The organism is Mesorhizobium sp. M0998 (assembly GCF_040318885.1).
GTDB lineage: Bacteria > Pseudomonadota > Alphaproteobacteria > Rhizobiales > Rhizobiaceae > Mesorhizobium.
The window spans coordinates 40,459-57,221 of the sequence record NZ_JAMYND010000002.1 but is presented as its reverse complement, the minus strand read 5'-3'; the positions used below and the strand labels follow the sequence as shown (position 1 = coordinate 57,221).

At 63.8% G+C, this 16,763-nt stretch carries 16 protein-coding genes and 1 riboswitch; of the genes, 5 read left to right on the top strand and 11 right to left on the bottom strand.

Annotation, left to right across the window (positions count from 1 at the left end):
* Window positions 1-18: 18 nt before the first annotated feature.
* Window positions 19-1,083, bottom strand: a complete 1,065-nt coding sequence (gene fba, locus NKH59_RS02080) for a class II fructose-bisphosphate aldolase (protein WP_352503001.1) — start codon at window positions 1,081-1,083, stop codon at window positions 19-21.
* A gap of 255 nt (window positions 1,084-1,338) precedes the next feature.
* On the opposite strand from fba, the gene NKH59_RS02075 reads away from it, so the two are divergent.
* Genes NKH59_RS02075 through derI form a run of 3 tightly spaced genes read left to right on the top strand, consistent with a single transcriptional unit; the run spans window position 1,339 to window position 3,342 of the window.
* The gene (locus tag NKH59_RS02075; protein WP_023676017.1) at window positions 1,339-2,103 is read left to right on the top strand and encodes a DeoR/GlpR family DNA-binding transcription regulator; all 765 of its coding nucleotides are present in this window, start codon (window positions 1,339-1,341) and stop codon (window positions 2,101-2,103) included.
* A 10-nt stretch (window positions 2,104-2,113) separates the two neighbouring features.
* On the top strand, window positions 2,114-2,872 hold the full coding sequence (locus tag NKH59_RS02070) for a triose-phosphate isomerase (protein WP_352472271.1): 759 nt from the start codon (window positions 2,114-2,116) through the stop codon (window positions 2,870-2,872).
* 26 nt (window positions 2,873-2,898) lie between these two features.
* A complete protein-coding gene (derI, locus tag NKH59_RS02065) occupies window positions 2,899-3,342 on the top strand; it encodes a D-erythrulose-4-phosphate isomerase (RefSeq protein ID WP_023676015.1) in 444 nt (147 codons plus the stop codon).
* Here the strand turns inward: derI and dhaL are convergent.
* The 10 genes from dhaL to mtnK all read right to left on the bottom strand — a co-directional run bounded on the left by dhaL (window position 3,339) and on the right by mtnK (window position 14,028).
* A complete protein-coding gene (gene dhaL, locus NKH59_RS02060) occupies window positions 3,339-3,977 on the bottom strand; it encodes a dihydroxyacetone kinase subunit DhaL (protein ID WP_352542232.1) in 639 nt (212 codons plus the stop codon). The two genes, derI and dhaL, sit on opposite strands and share 4 nt — an antisense overlap.
* Window positions 3,978-3,986: 9 nt before the next feature.
* Window positions 3,987-4,994, bottom strand: coding sequence for a dihydroxyacetone kinase subunit DhaK (locus NKH59_RS02055; protein ID WP_353020748.1), 1,008 nt, complete (start codon window positions 4,992-4,994; stop codon window positions 3,987-3,989).
* 69 nt (window positions 4,995-5,063) lie between these two features.
* Entirely contained in the window at window positions 5,064-5,537 is a 474-nt protein-coding gene (locus NKH59_RS02050; protein ID WP_352503004.1) for a 6,7-dimethyl-8-ribityllumazine synthase, read from the bottom strand.
* Between the two features lie 77 nt (window positions 5,538-5,614).
* A riboswitch (FMN riboswitch) is annotated at window positions 5,615-5,761 on the bottom strand.
* A gap of 116 nt (window positions 5,762-5,877) precedes the next feature.
* On the bottom strand, window positions 5,878-8,187 hold the full coding sequence (locus NKH59_RS02045; protein WP_352503005.1) for a xanthine dehydrogenase family protein molybdopterin-binding subunit: 2,310 nt from the start codon (window positions 8,185-8,187) through the stop codon (window positions 5,878-5,880).
* 98 nt (window positions 8,188-8,285) lie between these two features.
* On the bottom strand, window positions 8,286-8,573 hold the full coding sequence (locus tag NKH59_RS02040; protein WP_353020745.1) for a nuclear transport factor 2 family protein: 288 nt from the start codon (window positions 8,571-8,573) through the stop codon (window positions 8,286-8,288).
* Window positions 8,574-8,819: 246 nt separating this feature from the next.
* A complete protein-coding gene (locus NKH59_RS02035) occupies window positions 8,820-9,806 on the bottom strand; it encodes an FAD binding domain-containing protein (RefSeq protein ID WP_352503007.1) in 987 nt (328 codons plus the stop codon).
* Window positions 9,807-9,809: 3 nt separating this feature from the next.
* Entirely contained in the window at window positions 9,810-10,469 is a 660-nt protein-coding gene (locus tag NKH59_RS02030) for a 2Fe-2S iron-sulfur cluster-binding protein (protein ID WP_352503008.1), read from the bottom strand.
* A gap of 130 nt (window positions 10,470-10,599) precedes the next feature.
* On the bottom strand, window positions 10,600-11,484 hold the full coding sequence (locus tag NKH59_RS02025; protein ID WP_352503009.1) for a helix-turn-helix domain-containing protein: 885 nt from the start codon (window positions 11,482-11,484) through the stop codon (window positions 10,600-10,602).
* A 181-nt stretch (window positions 11,485-11,665) separates the two neighbouring features.
* On the bottom strand, window positions 11,666-12,760 hold the full coding sequence (mtnA, locus tag NKH59_RS02020; protein ID WP_352503010.1) for an S-methyl-5-thioribose-1-phosphate isomerase: 1,095 nt from the start codon (window positions 12,758-12,760) through the stop codon (window positions 11,666-11,668).
* Complete coding sequence (gene mtnK, locus NKH59_RS02015) at window positions 12,757-14,028, bottom strand: S-methyl-5-thioribose kinase (protein ID WP_352472279.1); 1,272 nt, start codon at window positions 14,026-14,028, stop codon at window positions 12,757-12,759. Before mtnK ends, mtnA begins: the two co-directional genes overlap by 4 nt.
* Window positions 14,029-14,163: 135 nt before the next feature.
* On the opposite strand from mtnK, the gene NKH59_RS02010 reads away from it, so the two are divergent.
* Both NKH59_RS02010 and NKH59_RS02005 read left to right on the top strand, forming a co-directional pair.
* Window positions 14,164-15,675, top strand: coding sequence for a sugar ABC transporter ATP-binding protein (locus NKH59_RS02010; protein WP_352472280.1), 1,512 nt, complete (start codon window positions 14,164-14,166; stop codon window positions 15,673-15,675).
* 83 nt (window positions 15,676-15,758) lie between these two features.
* Complete coding sequence (locus tag NKH59_RS02005; RefSeq protein ID WP_023676003.1) at window positions 15,759-16,754, top strand: ABC transporter permease; 996 nt, start codon at window positions 15,759-15,761, stop codon at window positions 16,752-16,754.
* Window positions 16,755-16,763 lie beyond the last annotated feature (9 nt).

Here is a 16,763-nt window from a genome sequence, read left to right as displayed (position 1 = left end):
GCTCAGAGCCGGAATACGTCAGCCAAATTTCGGATCGAGGCTTCCGGACTTGTAGCGCTTGGCCATTTCCGACAGCGGCAGCGGCTTGATCTTCGGTGCGTTGCCGGCGGTGCCGAATTGCTCGAAGCGCTCCTTGCACAGCTTCCGCATCGCGGCCATTGCCGGCGTCAGATATTTGCGCGGATCGAATTCGCTCGGGTTCTCGGTCAGCACCTTGCGGATTGCGCCGGTCAGCGCCATGCGGTTGTCGGTATCGATATTGATCTTGCGCACCCCGTGCTTGATGCCGCGCTGGATCTCTTCGACCGGCACGCCCCATGTCGGCTTCATCTGGCCGCCATATTTGTTGATGATCTCCTGCAACTCCTCCGGCACCGAGGACGAGCCGTGCATGACGAGATGCATACTCGGCAGACGGCGGTGGATTTCCTCGATGACGTTCATGGCCAGTACAGCGCCGTCCGGCTTGCGGCTGAACTTGTAGGCGCCGTGGCTGGTGCCCATGGCGACTGCCAGCGCATCGACACGGGTGTCGCGCACGAACTGTTCGGCCTGCACGGGATCGGTCAGCAGCTGGTCGTGGCTGATGACGCCCTCGACGCCATGGCCGTCCTCCTGCTCGCCGCCGCCCATCTCCAGCGATCCGAGAACGCCGATCTCGCCTTCCACCGAGACGCCGCCCCAATGCGCCATGTCGACGACGCGGTGGGTGATGCCGGAATTATAGGCGTAGTCGGCCGGCGTCTTGCCGTCTTCCTTCAGCGATCCGTCCATCATCACCGAAGTGAAGCCGTGCTGGATCGCGGTGACGCAGGTCGCTTCGTTGTTGCCATGGTCGAGATGCATGCAGACCGGGATATCGGGATGGATTTCGACCAGCGCTTCGATCAGCTTGGCCAGCACCACATCATTGGCGTAGGCTCGTGCGCCGCGGCTCGCCTGCAGGATAACCGGCGATTTGGTCTCCTCGGCTGCCTCCATGATGGCGAGGCCCTGTTCCATATTGTTCATGTTGAAGGCAGGCACGCCATAGCCGTATTCGGCGGCATGATCGAGCAATTGTCTCAGTGTGATGCGAGCCACTCAGTAGTCTCCCGTATCCGGTTTCGAGCCAGTGTTTGCGGGCCGTTCGGTTGTCGACGAGCCCCTGATGCTTCTGGCCGGATTTCCGCGGCACCGCAACCGCTGGGCGCTCGGCCGGCAGCAATTCTTGTTACAGGACGCGACCAGAAGCGTCATGATATCCCAAAGAGATATAACATTATCACAAAAATTTGGTGGCTTGTGCGACGTTTGCTGTTATATCTCGGAACCGGATTGCACAAGGATGCCGCGGAAATGAAGAGCGACGGCCGCCGGCAAGGCATCATGGATTTTCTGATGGACATCGGCACCGCCAGTGTCGACGATCTTGCCTCACGCTTCGGCGTGTCAAAGATGACTGTCCACCGCGACCTCGACGAGCTCGAGGAAAGCGGCTTCCTGCGCAAGGTGCGCGGCGGCGCCTCGATCCAGCCGAGCAGCCTTTTCGAGAGCGATTTCCGCTACCGCCAGCGGCTGGCCGGCGACGAGAAGAAGCGCATCGCCGCCGCTGCCGTGACGATGATCGAACCGGGTCAGACGGTGATCATCGACGATGGCTCAACCGCGGGCGGCGTTGCTCGGCATCTTGCCGATCTGCGTCCGCTGACGGTGATCTCGAACAATCTGGCCGTCATCCAGGATTTGGCGGGCGTTGCCGGCATCAACCTGATTGCGCTCGGCGGCCAATACAACAAGAAGTTTCACGGCTTCTTCGGCCTGCTCGCCGAGGACACGCTGAAATCATTGCGCGCCGATGTCGCGTTCCTGTCGTCATCGGCCATCCATGGTGCCTCTGCCTTTCACCAGGATCAGGAAGTGGTCCAGACCAAACGGCTGATGATGGCCGCAGCAGCGCGCAAATATCTGCTGGTCGATCATGGGAAATTCGGCCGCACTGCCTTGCACTTCCTGACAGATCTCAAGGCCTTTGACACGGTCTTCACCGGCCGCGAGCCGCAGCCGCAGATGCGCGCCGCGCTGGATGGTGCCGGCGTTTCGCTGACAGTGATCGCAGAATAGGAGGGCACGTATGGTTTATTGGGTCGGCACCAGCTGGAAAATGAACAAGACGCTCGCCGAGGCGATGGCTTTCGCCGAGGCGCTGGCGGAGTTCGTCCCCGGTTTCGACGAGCGCATCCAGCCTTTCGTCATCCCGCCCTTCACGGCGATCCGCGAGGTCAAGAAAGCGCTGTCGCCGACGCGCATCAAGGTCGGCGCGCAGAACATGCATTGGGCCGACGCCGGCGCCTGGACCGGCGAGATCTCGCCGGTCATGCTGAAAGACTGCGGCCTCGACATGGTCGAGCTCGGCCACAGCGAACGGCGCGAGCATTTCGGCGAGACCGACAACGCCGTCGGTCTGAAGACTGCGGCGGCGGTGAAGCATGGTCTCGTGCCACTCATCTGCGTCGGCGAGACCCTGGCTCAACGCGACAGCGGGCAGGCCGCTGCGGTGCTGGCCTTGCAGGTGCACGGCGCGCTGCAGTTTCTCGAAGGCGCGGCGAAGGCGGCGACGATCCTGTTTGCCTATGAGCCCGTCTGGGCGATCGGCGACAAGGGCGTGCCGGCCAGTTCGGACTATGCCGACAGGCAGCAGGCGCTAATCAAGAAAATCGCACGCGACCTGCTGCCGGTGGTGCCGCCGGTGCTTTATGGCGGCAGCGTCAATCCGCAAAATGCCGCCGAACTGGTCGGCCAGCCCAACATCGACGGCTTGTTCATCGGCCGCTCGGCCTGGCAGGCGGACGGCTATATCGACATCCTCAAGCGCGCCTCGGCGGCGATCTGAATCACCAAACAGGAAGGAAACGGAACATGAAAATTGCCATTGGAGCTGATAGCGCCGGTAAGCCGCTGCTCGACGTCATTGCCGCTCACCTCGCTACCAAGCCCGGCCTCACGGTTAGCGACCTCAGCCAGTCGGGCTACTATGCCGACCTGTCACAGAAGCTCGCCCAGACCATCCTGGACGGCGAAAACGATCGCGGCATCCTGTTTTGCGGCACCGGCATCGGCGTATCCATATCCGCCAACAAGGTGCCCGGCATTCGCGCCGCACTCACCCACGACACCTATTCGGCCGAGCGCGCGGCAAAATCCAACAACGCCCAGATCATCACCATGGGCGCCCGCGTCATCGGCCCGGAACTGGCCAAGTCGATCGTCGATGCATGGCTTGCATCGGAATTCGATGAGAAGGGACCGTCGGCCGGCAATGTCCAGGCGATCGACAGGCTCGACGCGGCGAAGCGGGGTTAAGCCAGACTGTTCCACATCGCTCTGATAATCGTCACGGCCGATGCGGCGCCGGGGTCCATATGCCCGAGCGAGCGCTCGCCGAGCCGCGATGAGCGGCCCTTGGCGGCGATCATGCCCTTGGTCGCCTCGGCACCTCGTTCGGCCGCTGCAAGTGCAGCCTCCAGGCTCTCGGACAGGCTCTTGCCGGCTTCCTGCGCGGCACCCGCTGCTTGCGCAGCCGGCAGCCAGGCGTCGACCATGGTCTTTTCGCCGAGCTCGGCCTTGCCGCGATCCTGGATGCCTTGCGCCATCGCCCGGAGCATGGCGATGGTGTCAGCGTCCTCCAGAATTGCCTTGCCTTTGACGGCGGCGGCACCGCGCATGAAGGCGGTCGCATAGAGCGGGCCTGACGAGGCGCCGACCGCGTTGAGGAAGGATTTCGCCGCAGTGTTGAGCAGCGCCGTCGGCTCGGTCGCCGCGAGGTCGAGTTGCGCTAGTGCATCGCGCGCAGCTGTGAAGCCTAGTGCCATGGCGATGCCATGGTCGGCGTCGCCGATGACGCCGTCGAGTTGGCAGAGCCTGTCCTTGTCGGCGTCGATCGCCGCCGCGATCTCATCGAACATTCTTTTCAAGCCGACTGAATCGATCGAGGTCATGATGCTTTCTCAGCCGGCGCGGAACATGGCGCCGTCGCAAGGATGGTCGAGCATCGCCTGCAACTCGCCGTCGAGATGCATCAGCGTCACCGAGGCGCCGGCCATTTCGAGCGAGGTGCAGTAATTGCCGACCCAGGTCGCGTGGACGGAAATACCGACGTCATCCAGCCTCTGCTTGACGCGTCGGTTCATGATGTAGAGCTCCATCAACGGCGTTGAGCCGAGCGAATTGACCAGAACGGCGACCTTATCGCCGCGCGCCGGCGCCATCTCGTCGAGGACCTTGTCCAGCATTTCGTCGGTGATCTCGTCGGCCGTTTTCAACTTTCCGCGCGCGATGCCTGGCTCGCCATGGATGCCCATGCCAATCTCCATCTCGTCCGGTCCGATCTCGAAATTGGGCCGGCGGGTCTGCGGCAGCGAGCAGGGCGACAGCGCCACGCCCATGGTGAAGGTGTGATCGTTGGCCTTCCTGGCGATACGCTCGCATTCATCGAATGACAGCATCTGGTCGCATGCGGCACCGGCGGCCTTGAAGATGAAGAAATTGCCGGCGACGCCGCGCCGCTTCTGCCTCTGGTCGCGCGGCGCCGAGGCGACATCGTCGGTGGTCAGCACGGTGCGCACCTCGATGTCGTCCATTGCCGCCATTTCGGCGGCCATGTCGAAGTTCATCACGTCGCCGGCATAGTTGCCGTACATGAACAGCACGCCGGCGCCACCGCTGGCCGCCTTGGCGCATTCGAGGATCGGGTCCGGCGGCGGCGAGGCGAAGACATTGCCGATCGCGGCGGCGTCGGCCAGCCCCTTGCCGACGAAGCCGAGGAAGGTCGGCTCGTGGCCCGAGCCGCCACCGATGACGAGACCGACCTTGCCTGGGCGCGGTCCGTCGCGGGCGATAATGGTGCGCGGACTGCCGTCCGCGCTTCTGAGATGGCGCGGATGCGCGGCCAGGATGCCCTCCAGCATCTCGTCGACGGAGCGGTTACCGTCATTGATGATCTTCTTGGTCTGCACCGGCATCCTCCCTGGTTTTCGTGAGATACTACAGCGCCTTACCGGGATTTCCACCCGGCGGTGGAGGTTTCACGCCGCGATGTGTTCGCGTGCCGCCAGCAGTTGCACGCAGGCACTGGCCGCCTCTTTGCCTTTGACCCTGAAATGCTCGAAGAAGAAGCGGTGATGGTCCGCGCTGTCATGGTAGTTGTGTGGCGTCAGCACCGCCGAAAGCACCGGCACGCCAGTCGACAATTGCACATTCATCATACCGTCGATGACCACGCTTGCAACAAACTCGTGCCGGTAGATGCCGCCATTGACGACGAACGCGGCGCCGAGGATAGCGGCATAGCGGCCGGTCACGGCAAGCGTCTTTGCATGCAGGGGAATCTCATAAGCGCCAGGCACATCGAAGACATCGACGGCAAAGCGTTTCTCTCCGAGAACCGCCAGTTCCGCCTCGAATGCTTCAACGCATTGGTCGACGATATCGGCATGCCAACGCGCGCGAATGACGGCAACGCGGATGGCTTCATAGTCGTTGTGGGAATGCTGATTCATGGGTCCATCCTTCCGTTTCGAACCAGAATCAGGACGCACGATACGGAGTCCGAACCGCGAAAGCGGACCGTCTTCCATTTCGTTCTCTTCCATCCGGACTGTGACCGTCGGCTCCGGAATCACACCGGATCTGCTGACCTCTCCGGCTAACCGGAAAGCGCTCGCGGGCTTGGGCCGAGACCCTTACCGCCGGTGGGGACTTTCACCCCGCCCTGAGAACATTGACGGCGTTTGTATGGAAGGGTCGGAAAGCGCTGTCAACCACCGGCGTCGTCGTCGATGGCGCAGAAATAGCGATCCGTTTCGACCTGGTCACCGTTGAGGGCGAGGGAGGAGAGCGTCAAATAGCGATCACAGGTAAGGCAGGCAGCACCTTGTCCAAGGTGATGGGAAATTCACGCACTCGCACGCCGGCCGCGTTGTAAACGGCGTTGGCGACAGCAGCCCCCGCACCGCACACGCCGAGCTCGCCGAGACCCTTTGCGCCAAGCGGGTTGGCCTTGTCGTCGTCTTCCTCGAGGAAGGCGACCTCCATATCGGGGACATCGCCATTGACCGGCACATGATACTCGGCAAGATCGTGATTGACGAAGTGGCCGTAGCGCGGGTCGAGCACCGTCTGCTCCATCAGCGCTGCACCGATCCCCCAGGTCATGCCGCCGATGATTTGCGAGCGCGCGGTCTTGGCGTTGAGGATACGGCCCGCGCCGATCACAGCCAGCATCCGGCGCATGCGGATTTCACCGGTATCGCAATCGACAGCGACCTCTGCGAAATGCGCGCCATAGGAATGCTGCGAATAGGTCTTGTATGACTGGGTGGTGGCGCCCGCGGCTACGGAGCCTTCGGCTTCGAGTCCATCGGGAGAGATCCCTCGGATAAGATCGGTCAGGCTCGCCGATCGCTGGCCGACCCTGACCTCGCCGTCGGCAAAGCTTGCCTCGGTGGCGTTCGCGCCGCGCAACGGCGAGGCTTCGTTCGACTGCGCCGCCTCCAGGATCCGTTCCTTGAGGACGTTGCACGCATTATACAAGGCCGAACCCGCGCTTGCTGCGCCCCAGGACCCGCCGGAGCCGGCGGTACGCGGGAAGCGGCTGTCACCGAGCTCCACCTTGACGGACGAGATCGGTAGGCCGAGGCTCTCGGCGGCAATCTGGGTCAGGATCGTATAGGTGCCGGTCCCAATATCGGTCATGTCGAGCCGCGCCGTCACCCGACCGTCCCGGTCGATCGCAACCCGCGCCGTCGCCGCGCCGATATAGTTCGGACGGATCGCCGCCGCCATGCCGTGGCCGATAAGCTTGCGGCCCTCCCGAGTTCGGCCCGGTGTCGGGTTTCTCCGCTCCCAGCCGAAACGGCGGGCGCCTTCCTCCATGCAGGCGACGAGATTGCGGGTGGAGAACGGCACGCCGCGCTCGGGATCCTGTGCCGGTTCGTTGCGGATCCTGAGTTCGATCGGGTCCAGACCGGCGCGCTCGGCGAGCTCATCCATGGCGCATTCGAAAGCCAGCATGCCGGGCGCTTCGCCGGGCGAGCGCATCCATTCGCCGCGGTTGATGTCCAGCGGAACCAGGCGATGGCGGGTGAGACGGTTCGGCGCCGCGTAGAGCGAGCGCGCAAAAACTGCCGTTTGTTCGCAGTACTCCTCGAAGCTGGACGTTGCCGACCAGACATCGTGTGCGATCCCGGTGAGCCGCCCGTCAGTGTCCGCGCCGAGACGTACCTGTTGGACCATCTCCGCGCGATGACCGGCATTGGCGAACATCTGTTGTCGCGTCAGCGCGATCTTCACGGGGCGCTGCAGCACCTGCGCTGCAAGTGCGGCCAGGATCGTGTCGGCATGGGCAATCAGCTTGGAGCCGAAGCCTCCGCCGATGAAGGGACTGACGATGCGCACTCGCTCGAGCGGGATGCGAAGCGTGCTGGCGACCCCGGCCCGGAAGTTCGCGAGGGTCTGCGCCGATGTACGGATCGTCAGCTCGTTGCCTGACCAGGCAGCAAGCGTCGCATGCGGCTCCATCGGATTGTGATGTTCGAAGGGGGTCCCGTAAGTGGAATCGATCTTGATCGGCGCCGTCGCAAAGGCGCGCTCGAAGTCGCCGACCACGCTGTCGGTCTCGAAGCCGGCATTGGTCCGCTTTGGCGCGTAGGCGTCGGCGATATGTCCCGGTAGATCGTAGAGGCCCGGCTCCTCGTCGTAACGTACTCTGATGAGGCCCGCAGCAGCGCGCGCCGCCTCGAACGTCTCCGCAACGACCAGCGCGACCGGCTCGTCGTAATACCGTACCTGATCGCTGTTGAGCGCGGGCCGGGGGCGCGTGAAGACCTCCGGCACCGTTGGCGTGACCGTTGGGCCGAAATCCGGCTGGGCCGGCGCATTGCGGTGCGTCATGACGAGCAGCACTGCCGGCGCCCGTTCGGCTTCGGTCGTGTCGATCTCGGCGATGCGGCCCTTGGCGACGGAGGCGCCGAGAATGTAGCCATAGGCTGTACCATCCAGCTCATTCTCGTATGCGTATGTGGCGCCGCCCGTCACTTTGAGCGGACCGTCGATGCGGTCGATCGGCCGCCCGATGATGCCAGCATCGGCACGAGGTTTCACCCTTGAATGGGTGGCGGAGCCGGGCAGTCCGGGTATGGTCTCGTTCATAAGTCACCTAAAGATTTTTCATCTGGAGTTCGGAGGCATCGAGGCCGCGACGACGCCGCTTCCTCGCACCTTTATGTTCGTCGCGCGGCGGCCGGAGCTCACGCGGCGATCTCGCCGAAATACTCGCGAAACTCGACCAGCCTCCCTGTTGGGCCGGCTCGCATGAAGATCGCATGCAGGCCAGTGTAGGGCGCGCCACCGATTGTCCCGCTCCCGCGATCGCAGACGATGACCCAGTCGGCGGCGAAGAGCTTGAGATCGACGGTCGATTTCGTGATCCTGTTCCCCTGCGCTTGATGCGCGGCGGTCCAGGCTGCGAGTGCCCGTTTGCCCTCTGGCGGTCCGTGTCGGCCTCGTTGCTCGCCGACAGGGAATTGGAAGGTCATCGTCACAGTCAAGGAATGCCGTCCAGTCGCCAGAGGCCCAGCCGGCAAAGAAGGCGTCTACGGCGGCCTCGAGCCCGTGACGAGCTCCCGGGTCGGATGTGGCGCCCCAGGCTGTGGCGGCAGAGACGAGAAGGCCGCCACCCGCGGCGGCAACGGCGCGTCGCGTGAGTTTCATATCGATCTCCTGCTCGGCGCCGGCATCTGGGAACAGCGGTTCGGGGTCGTCGTCTCTGTCATCGCATCGCCTCATGCACTCTCGGCGGCAGCAGCCAGCGTGTGCCGTATCGTCCGTTTCGCCAGCGGGATCTTGAAACCATTGGCGCCATGACCGACGGCTCCGGCGAGCGCGGCTTCGGCCGCGTCGCTAAAGGCACCGTCGGATGCCGCCGCGCCTGCCAGCGCGCGCTCCGCCTCCGTCGCGCGCCAGGGTTTCGCTGCCACGCCGCCCATGGCGATCCGAGTGCTTCGGATACGGTCGCCGCTTTTCTCGACGATTGCTGCCACCGACACCAGCGCGAAGGCGTAGGAAGCACGGTCGCGCACCTTGCGGTAAACCTGTCGGCCGGGTGGCGGCGGCGGCAGGGCAACCGAGACGACTATTTCGCCGTGGCCGAGCACGGTCTCCAGCTGGGGCGTCGCCTCGGGCAACCGATGGAAATCGCCGATCGGGATCGTGCGGGTCTCGCCGCCGGGCGAGACGGTCTCAATCCTGGCGTCGAGCCCGGACATGGCGACCGCCATGTCGGAGGGATGGACCGCAATGCAGGCTTCGCTCGCGCCGAGTACGGCGTGCATGCGATTGAAGCCCTGAAGTGCCGCGCAGCCCGAACCCGGCTGGCGCTTGTTGCAGGGCATGTTGCGGTCGTAGAAATAGGGACAGCGCGTGCGCTGCAGGAGATTGCCGCTGGTCGAGGCCTTGTTGCGTATCTGTCCGGACGCTCCCGCCAGCAGCGCTTGCGTGAGCATCGGATAGCGCGACCTTACCCGCGGGTCGGCGGCAAGATCGCTATTGCGGACCTGGGCACCGATCCGAAGCCCGCCTTCCGCCGTCTCCTCGATCCGATCAAGCGGCAGCCGGCTGATGTCGACGAGATGCGCTGGGCGCTCGATCTCGAGCTTCATCAGGTCGAGCAGGTTGGTGCCGCCGCTGATGAACTTGGCATCCGGCCGGGCCGCAACCGCGGCCGCCGCCTGCTCAGCACTCGCCGCACGTTCATAAGTGAAGGACTGCATTGCTCATGCCTCCTCTGCCGCGTCGCGGATTGCGGCGACAATGTTCGGATAGGCGGCGCAACGGCAGATGTTGCCGCTCATCCGCTCGCGGATCTCGGCATCGGTGAGAGCGACGGAAGCCGCTGCCACGTCGGCGCTCGCATGGCTTGGCCAACCGGCCCGCGCCTCGCCCAGCATGCCAACCGCCGAGCAGATCTGGCCTGGCGTACAGTAGCCGCACTGGAAACCATCGCGGGCGACGAAGGCGGCCTGGACCGGATGCAGCCGGTCACCCTCGGCAAGGCCCTCGACCGTGGTGATCTCGTCGCCTTCATGCATTGCGGCAAGCGTCAGGCAGGAATTGATCCGGCGCCCATCGACGAGCACCGTGCATGCGCCGCACTGGCCGTGGTCGCAGCCCTTCTTCGAGCCGGTGAGGCCGAGATGGTTGCGCAGGGCGTCGAGCAGCGTCGTCCGCGGGTCGAGCTCGACGGCAAGATCCTTCGCGTTGATCCGTAACGACATCGTCATCGTCGGTAGCGGCGAGGACGATGCAGCCGCCGTGACGGTCTCGGCCGGCTCGGCGTCAACCGGTAGTCCGGTAGCCAGGAGCACCCCGGTCGCAACACCGCCTTCCAATACCATCCGACGCGTCGGCCCGCTCCTGTTGTCCGTTTTGGCCATGCATGATCTCCCAGTCGCAATGAAGCGCAGACGGCAACTTGACCCGAGCGAACCCTCGAGTTCTGTCACCCAACGACACTGGAGGTGGGAGTGCGGGCGGCGGCTTTCTTTCAAGAAACCGGCGGCACTATCAGGATTCTGGAGAAGAATTCACCCGATAGGCACGAGGCGTCATGCCCCTCAGACGTCGGAAGGTCGTGGTGAAGTGGCTCTGGCTTGAGAAGCCGAGCCGAAAGGCAATGACACCGATCGACAAACCCGTTTCGCGCAGCAGCGCCTCCGCTCGCCGCACCCGTTCCTCGATCACATAGGCGTAGGGTGCAAGGCCGGTCGTCGCCTTGAAGCGACGCGCAAAACTGTCGACGGCCATGCCCGCGGCGGCTGCCAGCTCGCTTAGCGAAATGTCGGAATTCATATGCGCATCGATGTAATCCCGAACGCGACCAAGCGCCCGGCGGCTGAGACAGCCGTGACGTACAAACCGCGGTTGCTCCCCGCTCAGGTTGGCCACGCGGAGACTGACGAGGGCGACCAGATGCTCGACATAGGCAGTGTCTGGCTTGTGGCCGAGTGCCATCTCGTCACGAAGCGAACTCAAGAGCGTGGCGACGACCGCGTCTTTCTTGTTTACCAGTATAGGCAGGTTCTTCAGGCGTTCGCATCCGGGAAGCCCGATATCGGGATCGATCCACAGGGCTGAATAGGAGAGGTTTACATCGCGATAGAAGCCCTGTCGTTCCGCGCCTGCCGGGACGAAGGTGAGGGCTCCGGGACGGTCCATTCCGTCGTAAAGGGATCGTGCCTCGTGCCGGATGGATGTATGGGACGTGCCGCCTTCTTCGGTCAGCACGATCAGATGATGAGGGGCTGTCCAGCGGAGCTCCGCCTCCCGGCACGCCCACCGCCGGTTGTCGAAGACGATCGAGGAGCTGACCCATGACGCGGTTTGCAGGGGCTCCGACTTCTCGTCCTGGCTCCGAACCCGTCCGTCACCAAGCAACGGTCTGAATGACATCGCGGTATCCCGCTGGTTCACTCGCCGAGCCGTGGGCAGCCCCGGCTTCGAGCGTTGGGCGCGGCCCCGCCGCTACGCATACGGCCGTCCATGTGGGACCGGCAACGGGCGTTTTTAACCGTGCCGTGTTCAAGAAATCGTGAGATCAGGCAAATCCGGAGCACCCTCCCGGAAAAGCCGATCATCCGCGCTCGGGAAACATCACCCTCAGGCCTTCGCGCGAGGCCGTAGCGACACCGCGTTCGGTGATCAAGCCGGTGACCAGCCGCGCCGGCGTCACGTCGAAGGCCGGATTGGCCGCCGGCGTGCCTTCCGGGGATACGCGGACCTGGGCGATCTCGCCGGAAGCGGTCTTGCCCCAGACCAGTGAGACCTCGTCGGGCGAGCGCTGTTCGATCGGGATGTCGGCCAGCCCGTCGCCCACGGTCCAGTCGATCGTCGGCGACGGCAGCGCGACATAGAACGGCACGTCGTTGTCGGCGGCCGCCAGTGCCTTGAGATAGGTACCGATCTTGTTGCACACATCGCCGTCGGCGGTGGTCCTGTCGGTGCCGACGACGACCATGTCGATCTGGCCGCGCTGCATCAGATGGCCGCCGGCGTTGTCGACGATCAGCGTATGCGGCACGCCGTGGCCGGCCATCTCCCAGGCGGTCAATTGGGCACCCTGGTTGCGGGGTCGCGTTTCGTCGACATAGACATGGACTGGAATACCGGCTTCCGTCGCCAGATAGATCGGCGCGGTGGCAGTGCCGTAGTCAACGGTGGCCAGCCAGCCGGCATTGCAGTGGGTCAGGATATTGACTGGTTCGCCCGGCTGCTTGCGCGCCGCGATCGCCTTGATGATTTCGAGCCCATGGGCGCCGATGGCGCGGTTGAGGCCGACATCCTCGTCGGCGATCTCGCCGGCACGCCGATAGGCAGCCGCGGCACGTTCTGCCAGCGGAAGCGTCAGCAGGAAGCGCTGCATTTCGTTCAGCGCCCAGCGCAAATTGATCGCCGTCGGGCGCGTTTCGTGCAAGGTTGCCCAGACGGCGTCGAGTGCTGCGTCCGACGGATCGTCGGCCATCTGCATGGCGACGCCATAGGCCGCGGTGACGCCGATCAGCGGCGCCCCGCGCACCCACATGTCGCGGATTGCCGTGGCGATGCCGACGACGGTATCGATCTTTTCGATACGGAAATCATGCGGCAGCCAGCGCTGGTCGATGATCTCCACCGAACGCCCGTCGTCACTCGGCCAGATGGTGCGGTAGTGGCGGTCGCCGACGTTCAAATCCTGCTCTCCCGTTCGATCAGCGCGGCCAACCGGTTGACCTCGTCGATGCTGTGGATCTGGCGCCGGTTGACGGCGAGATGACGGCCGAATTTCAGCGCCTTTGCCTCACATCTGGCGCGCAGATCCGGATCGGCAATGGTCTCGAAATCGGCATTGTGGGCAAGGCCGAGAATTCGCCGGTGAACCTCGACGCCGGCAAAGCCGAGCAGATCGGTCCAGATCGAATGCAGCATGTGGTCTAGCGCCTGCTCGGCGCCAAGCCTGTCGCCCTGATCTTCGAACAGGCTCTTCTGGTAGAGCATGCCGGTACGCTCGGTTCGCCACAGATGCGAGAACTCGGCGCGAAACACCGACCATGTCTCGACCGTAACGCCGATCAGATAGTCACGCATGGCGTCGCGGCTTCCGTCCTGTTCATGGCCGCGCTGCGAGAAGAACGCCATCCAGAAGTTGGCGAGCAGCATGCCGACGTCGAAGGCGATCGGCCCGTAGAAGGCGAATTCGGGGTCGATCATCCTCGTTTCGGTGTCGGTGACCATGATCGAGCCGGAATGCAGGTCGCCATGCAGCAGCGTCTCGGCATTGGCAGCGAAGATGTGCTTCATGCGCTGCGCCTCGACCTTGAGGTCGCGGTCGGCGCGCAGCTCGGCGACAATGCCGTCGAGCTGCGGGCTGGTGTGCCGGTTCATCTTGGCATCGAAATACGGATCCGAGAAAACCAGGTTCTCGGTGATGTCGCAGAGTTCGACATTGTCGGCGAACAGCGCCAGATCGGCCTTGCGGTCCTTGGTCGCCATATGCAGGTCGGAGCCGCGAAACAGCGTGCGGGCCATGAACAAGCCGATGTCTGTCGCGATGTTGGGCAATTGCCGGCCTTCGATCAGCGCCCGCCGCAGGATAATGTGCGGCGACAGATACTCCATGATGATCAGCGCCTGGCCTTCGTCGAAGTGATAGATATAGGGCACCGAACCCGGCGCCCGCGCCTGTTGCCGCGTCAGCGCATGGTATTCGAAGAAGGAGCGTTTTAGCGGCAGCGGCCAGCTGTCGCCGACCAGCCGGACGTAGGGCAGGGCCTGCTTGACGACGGCCGCACCCTCAGCACCCTCGACGATGAACACCAGGTTCAGATTGCCGTCGCCGACTTCACGAACCTTCCACTGGCTCGTATCCTTGCCGATCTGCGAACACAGGGCCTCGTTGGCACCGAGACGGCCCGCCAGTGTCTCGACCGACAGTGCTTCGAACGGCGATTTCCCAGTCATCCTCACCTCCCGCTCATGTGCTCCGATGATAGCGGAGCCAACGCGGTCGGGCCAAGCTAGGAAGCCTGCTGGCAATTGTCAATCGTGTTGACAATTGCCGATATAGCCCATAGCGTCATGTTCAGGGAGGAACGAATGGGCAATGATGCCGTGTTCCGCGTCGACGGCCTGAGGAAATCCTTTGGCCATATCGAGGTGCTTGGCGGCGTCTCGCTCGAATTGCGTGCCGGCGAAGTGACCGTGCTGATGGGCGCCAACGGCGCCGGCAAATCCACCCTCGTCAAGATCATCAGTGGTGTCTACGACCATGGCGGCGGCACGATGTCGCTTGCCGGTCACGTGTTCGACCCGAAAACGCCGGCGGAGGCGATCCGCGCCGGCGTCGTTACCGTCCACCAGAACATCAATGACGGTGTCGTCGCCGACCTCGACGTCGCCACCAACCTTACCCTCGACAGGTTGAGCGGCAGCGGCGTGCCGACCCTGTTCAATCCAGGCCGGGTGCGTCGCGAGGCAAAGGCGGTGGCCCACCGCATGGGACTGGCCATCGACCTCAAGGCCCGGATCAGCGATCTCTCTCTGGCCGACCGCCAGATGGTGGCGATCGCCCGCGCCATGGCGCACCGGCCGAAAGTGCTGATCCTCGACGAGCCGACCTCCTCGCTGTCCAGCGCCGAAGCCGACCGGCTGTTCGCGCTGCTCGACCGGCTTCGCCAGCAAGGCGTGGCCATCCTCTACATCTCGCACCGTATGTCGGATATCAGACGGCTTGCCGATCGCATCATTTCGATGCGCGATGGGGTTATCTCAGGTATCTTCGACAAGAAGCCGCTGGATTACGAAGGTGCGGTCAACGCCATGCTCGGCCGCAAGATCCAGCTCGAGCGGATCGTCGCCAGGAATTCGGCCAAAGCAATTTTCACTGCCGACGCGCTGCGGATTGCTGAAGGCGCCAGGCCGATCTCGCTGACCCTCGGCGATGGCGAGGTCGTTGCCATCACCGGCCTTGTCGGTGTCGGCAAGACCGTGCTCGCCGAGACGCTGTTCGGCCTGCGCCAGCCGCTGGCCGGGACCATGGTGCTGAACGGGAAACCTTATGCTCCGGCATCGACCGGCGAAGCGATTGCCGCCGGTGTGTTTCTCGTCGCCAAGGACCGGGGCGAAAACGGCATCGTCGGCGACTTCAACATACAGGAGAATATCAGCCTGCCGTTCCACAGCCGCATGTCGCGTCTCGGTGTTCTCAAACGCCGTATCGAACGCGCCATTGCCCGCCAGCAGATCCAGGAGCTCGGCATCGTCTGCCGCTCGGAGAGGGACGAGATGGCGTCGCTTTCCGGCGGCAATCAGCAGAAGGTGATGGTCGCCCGCTGGATGTCGCAGGCGGCAAGGCTTTTCATCCTCGACGAGCCCTTTCAGGGCGTCGACATTTCGGCTAGGCGCGACATCGCCGCCAAGCTGCGGGCCAGCGCCCACGGCCGCGCGACGCTGCTGTTCGTCACCGAACTCGACGAAGCCCTGGAGACGGCCGATCGCATCCTGGTGATGTCGGAGCAGACGATCGTCGGCGAGCACCGCAATACCGATGTCGATCTCGAGCGTCTGCTGGCCGAAGTGGCGGGCGGGCCGTTGCACAGCGCAGCCTGACGGCGGGATGACGATGAGAATTGGAATGGAGAGGGCATGAATTCGGGTTGGATAAAGACGGTGCCGGCGTGCGGGAGCGCTGAATGATCCTGCGCGACAATGCTATTCGCTACGGCTTCATCGTTCTGTTGTTCGGGCTGATCGCCTATTTCGCCGTTGCTGCCGATGGTTTCGTCTCGCCGCAAAGTGCTGTCTTCATCTTCCAGTCGGTCGCCATCACCGGCGTTCTAGCGCTCGGCGTCACCGCCACGCTGGTCGTCGGCGGCTTCGACCTGTCGATCGGCTCTGTCGCCACCAGCGCCATGATGGCGGCTGCCTATGTCATGGTGGTGCTGGGGCAGAACGCCGTCGTGGCGGTCGTCGTCTGTCTTGTGATCGGCGCCGTCGTCGGCCTGATCAATGGCTGGCTGATCGTCTATATGCGGGTTCCGGACCTTTTGGCGACGCTCGGCATGATGTTCCTGCTTGTCGGCCTGCAGCGCATCCCGACCGAAGGCCGTTCGATCGCCACCGGCATGACCATGCCCGACGGCTCGGTCGCCAACGGCAGCTTCGGCGCCGCGTTCCTGGCGCTTGGCCGCCATCGCTTCGATTTCTTCATCCCGAACCTCATTCCGGTGTCGGTCGTCGTTCTGCTCGTGCTGGCGGTGCTGATCTGGTTCTTTCTCGAATACACGCGTTTCGGGCGCATGATGTATGCGGTCGGCAGCAACGAACGCGCCGCAGAACTCGCCGGCGCGCCTGTCAAGGCATACAAAATCTGGGCCTACGTTATTTCGGGAGTTTTTGCCTCGATCGGCGGCATTTTGCTCGCTGCCCGGCTTGGACGCGGCGACATCGCCTCGGGTAATAATCTGTTGCTCGACGCGGTGGCTGCGGCACTCATCGGTTACGCGGTTCTCGGCGCCGCCAAGCCGAACGCCTTCGGCACGGCTGTCGGCGCGGTGTTTGTCGGCGTGCTGCTGCAAGGCCTGACGATGATGAACGCGCCTTACTACACGCAGGATTTCGTCAAGGGCGTGGTTCTCGTGGTCGCCCTTGTCTTTACCTTCGCCCTTTCCGGCAGGGGCAGGAGATAGGGTTCGACC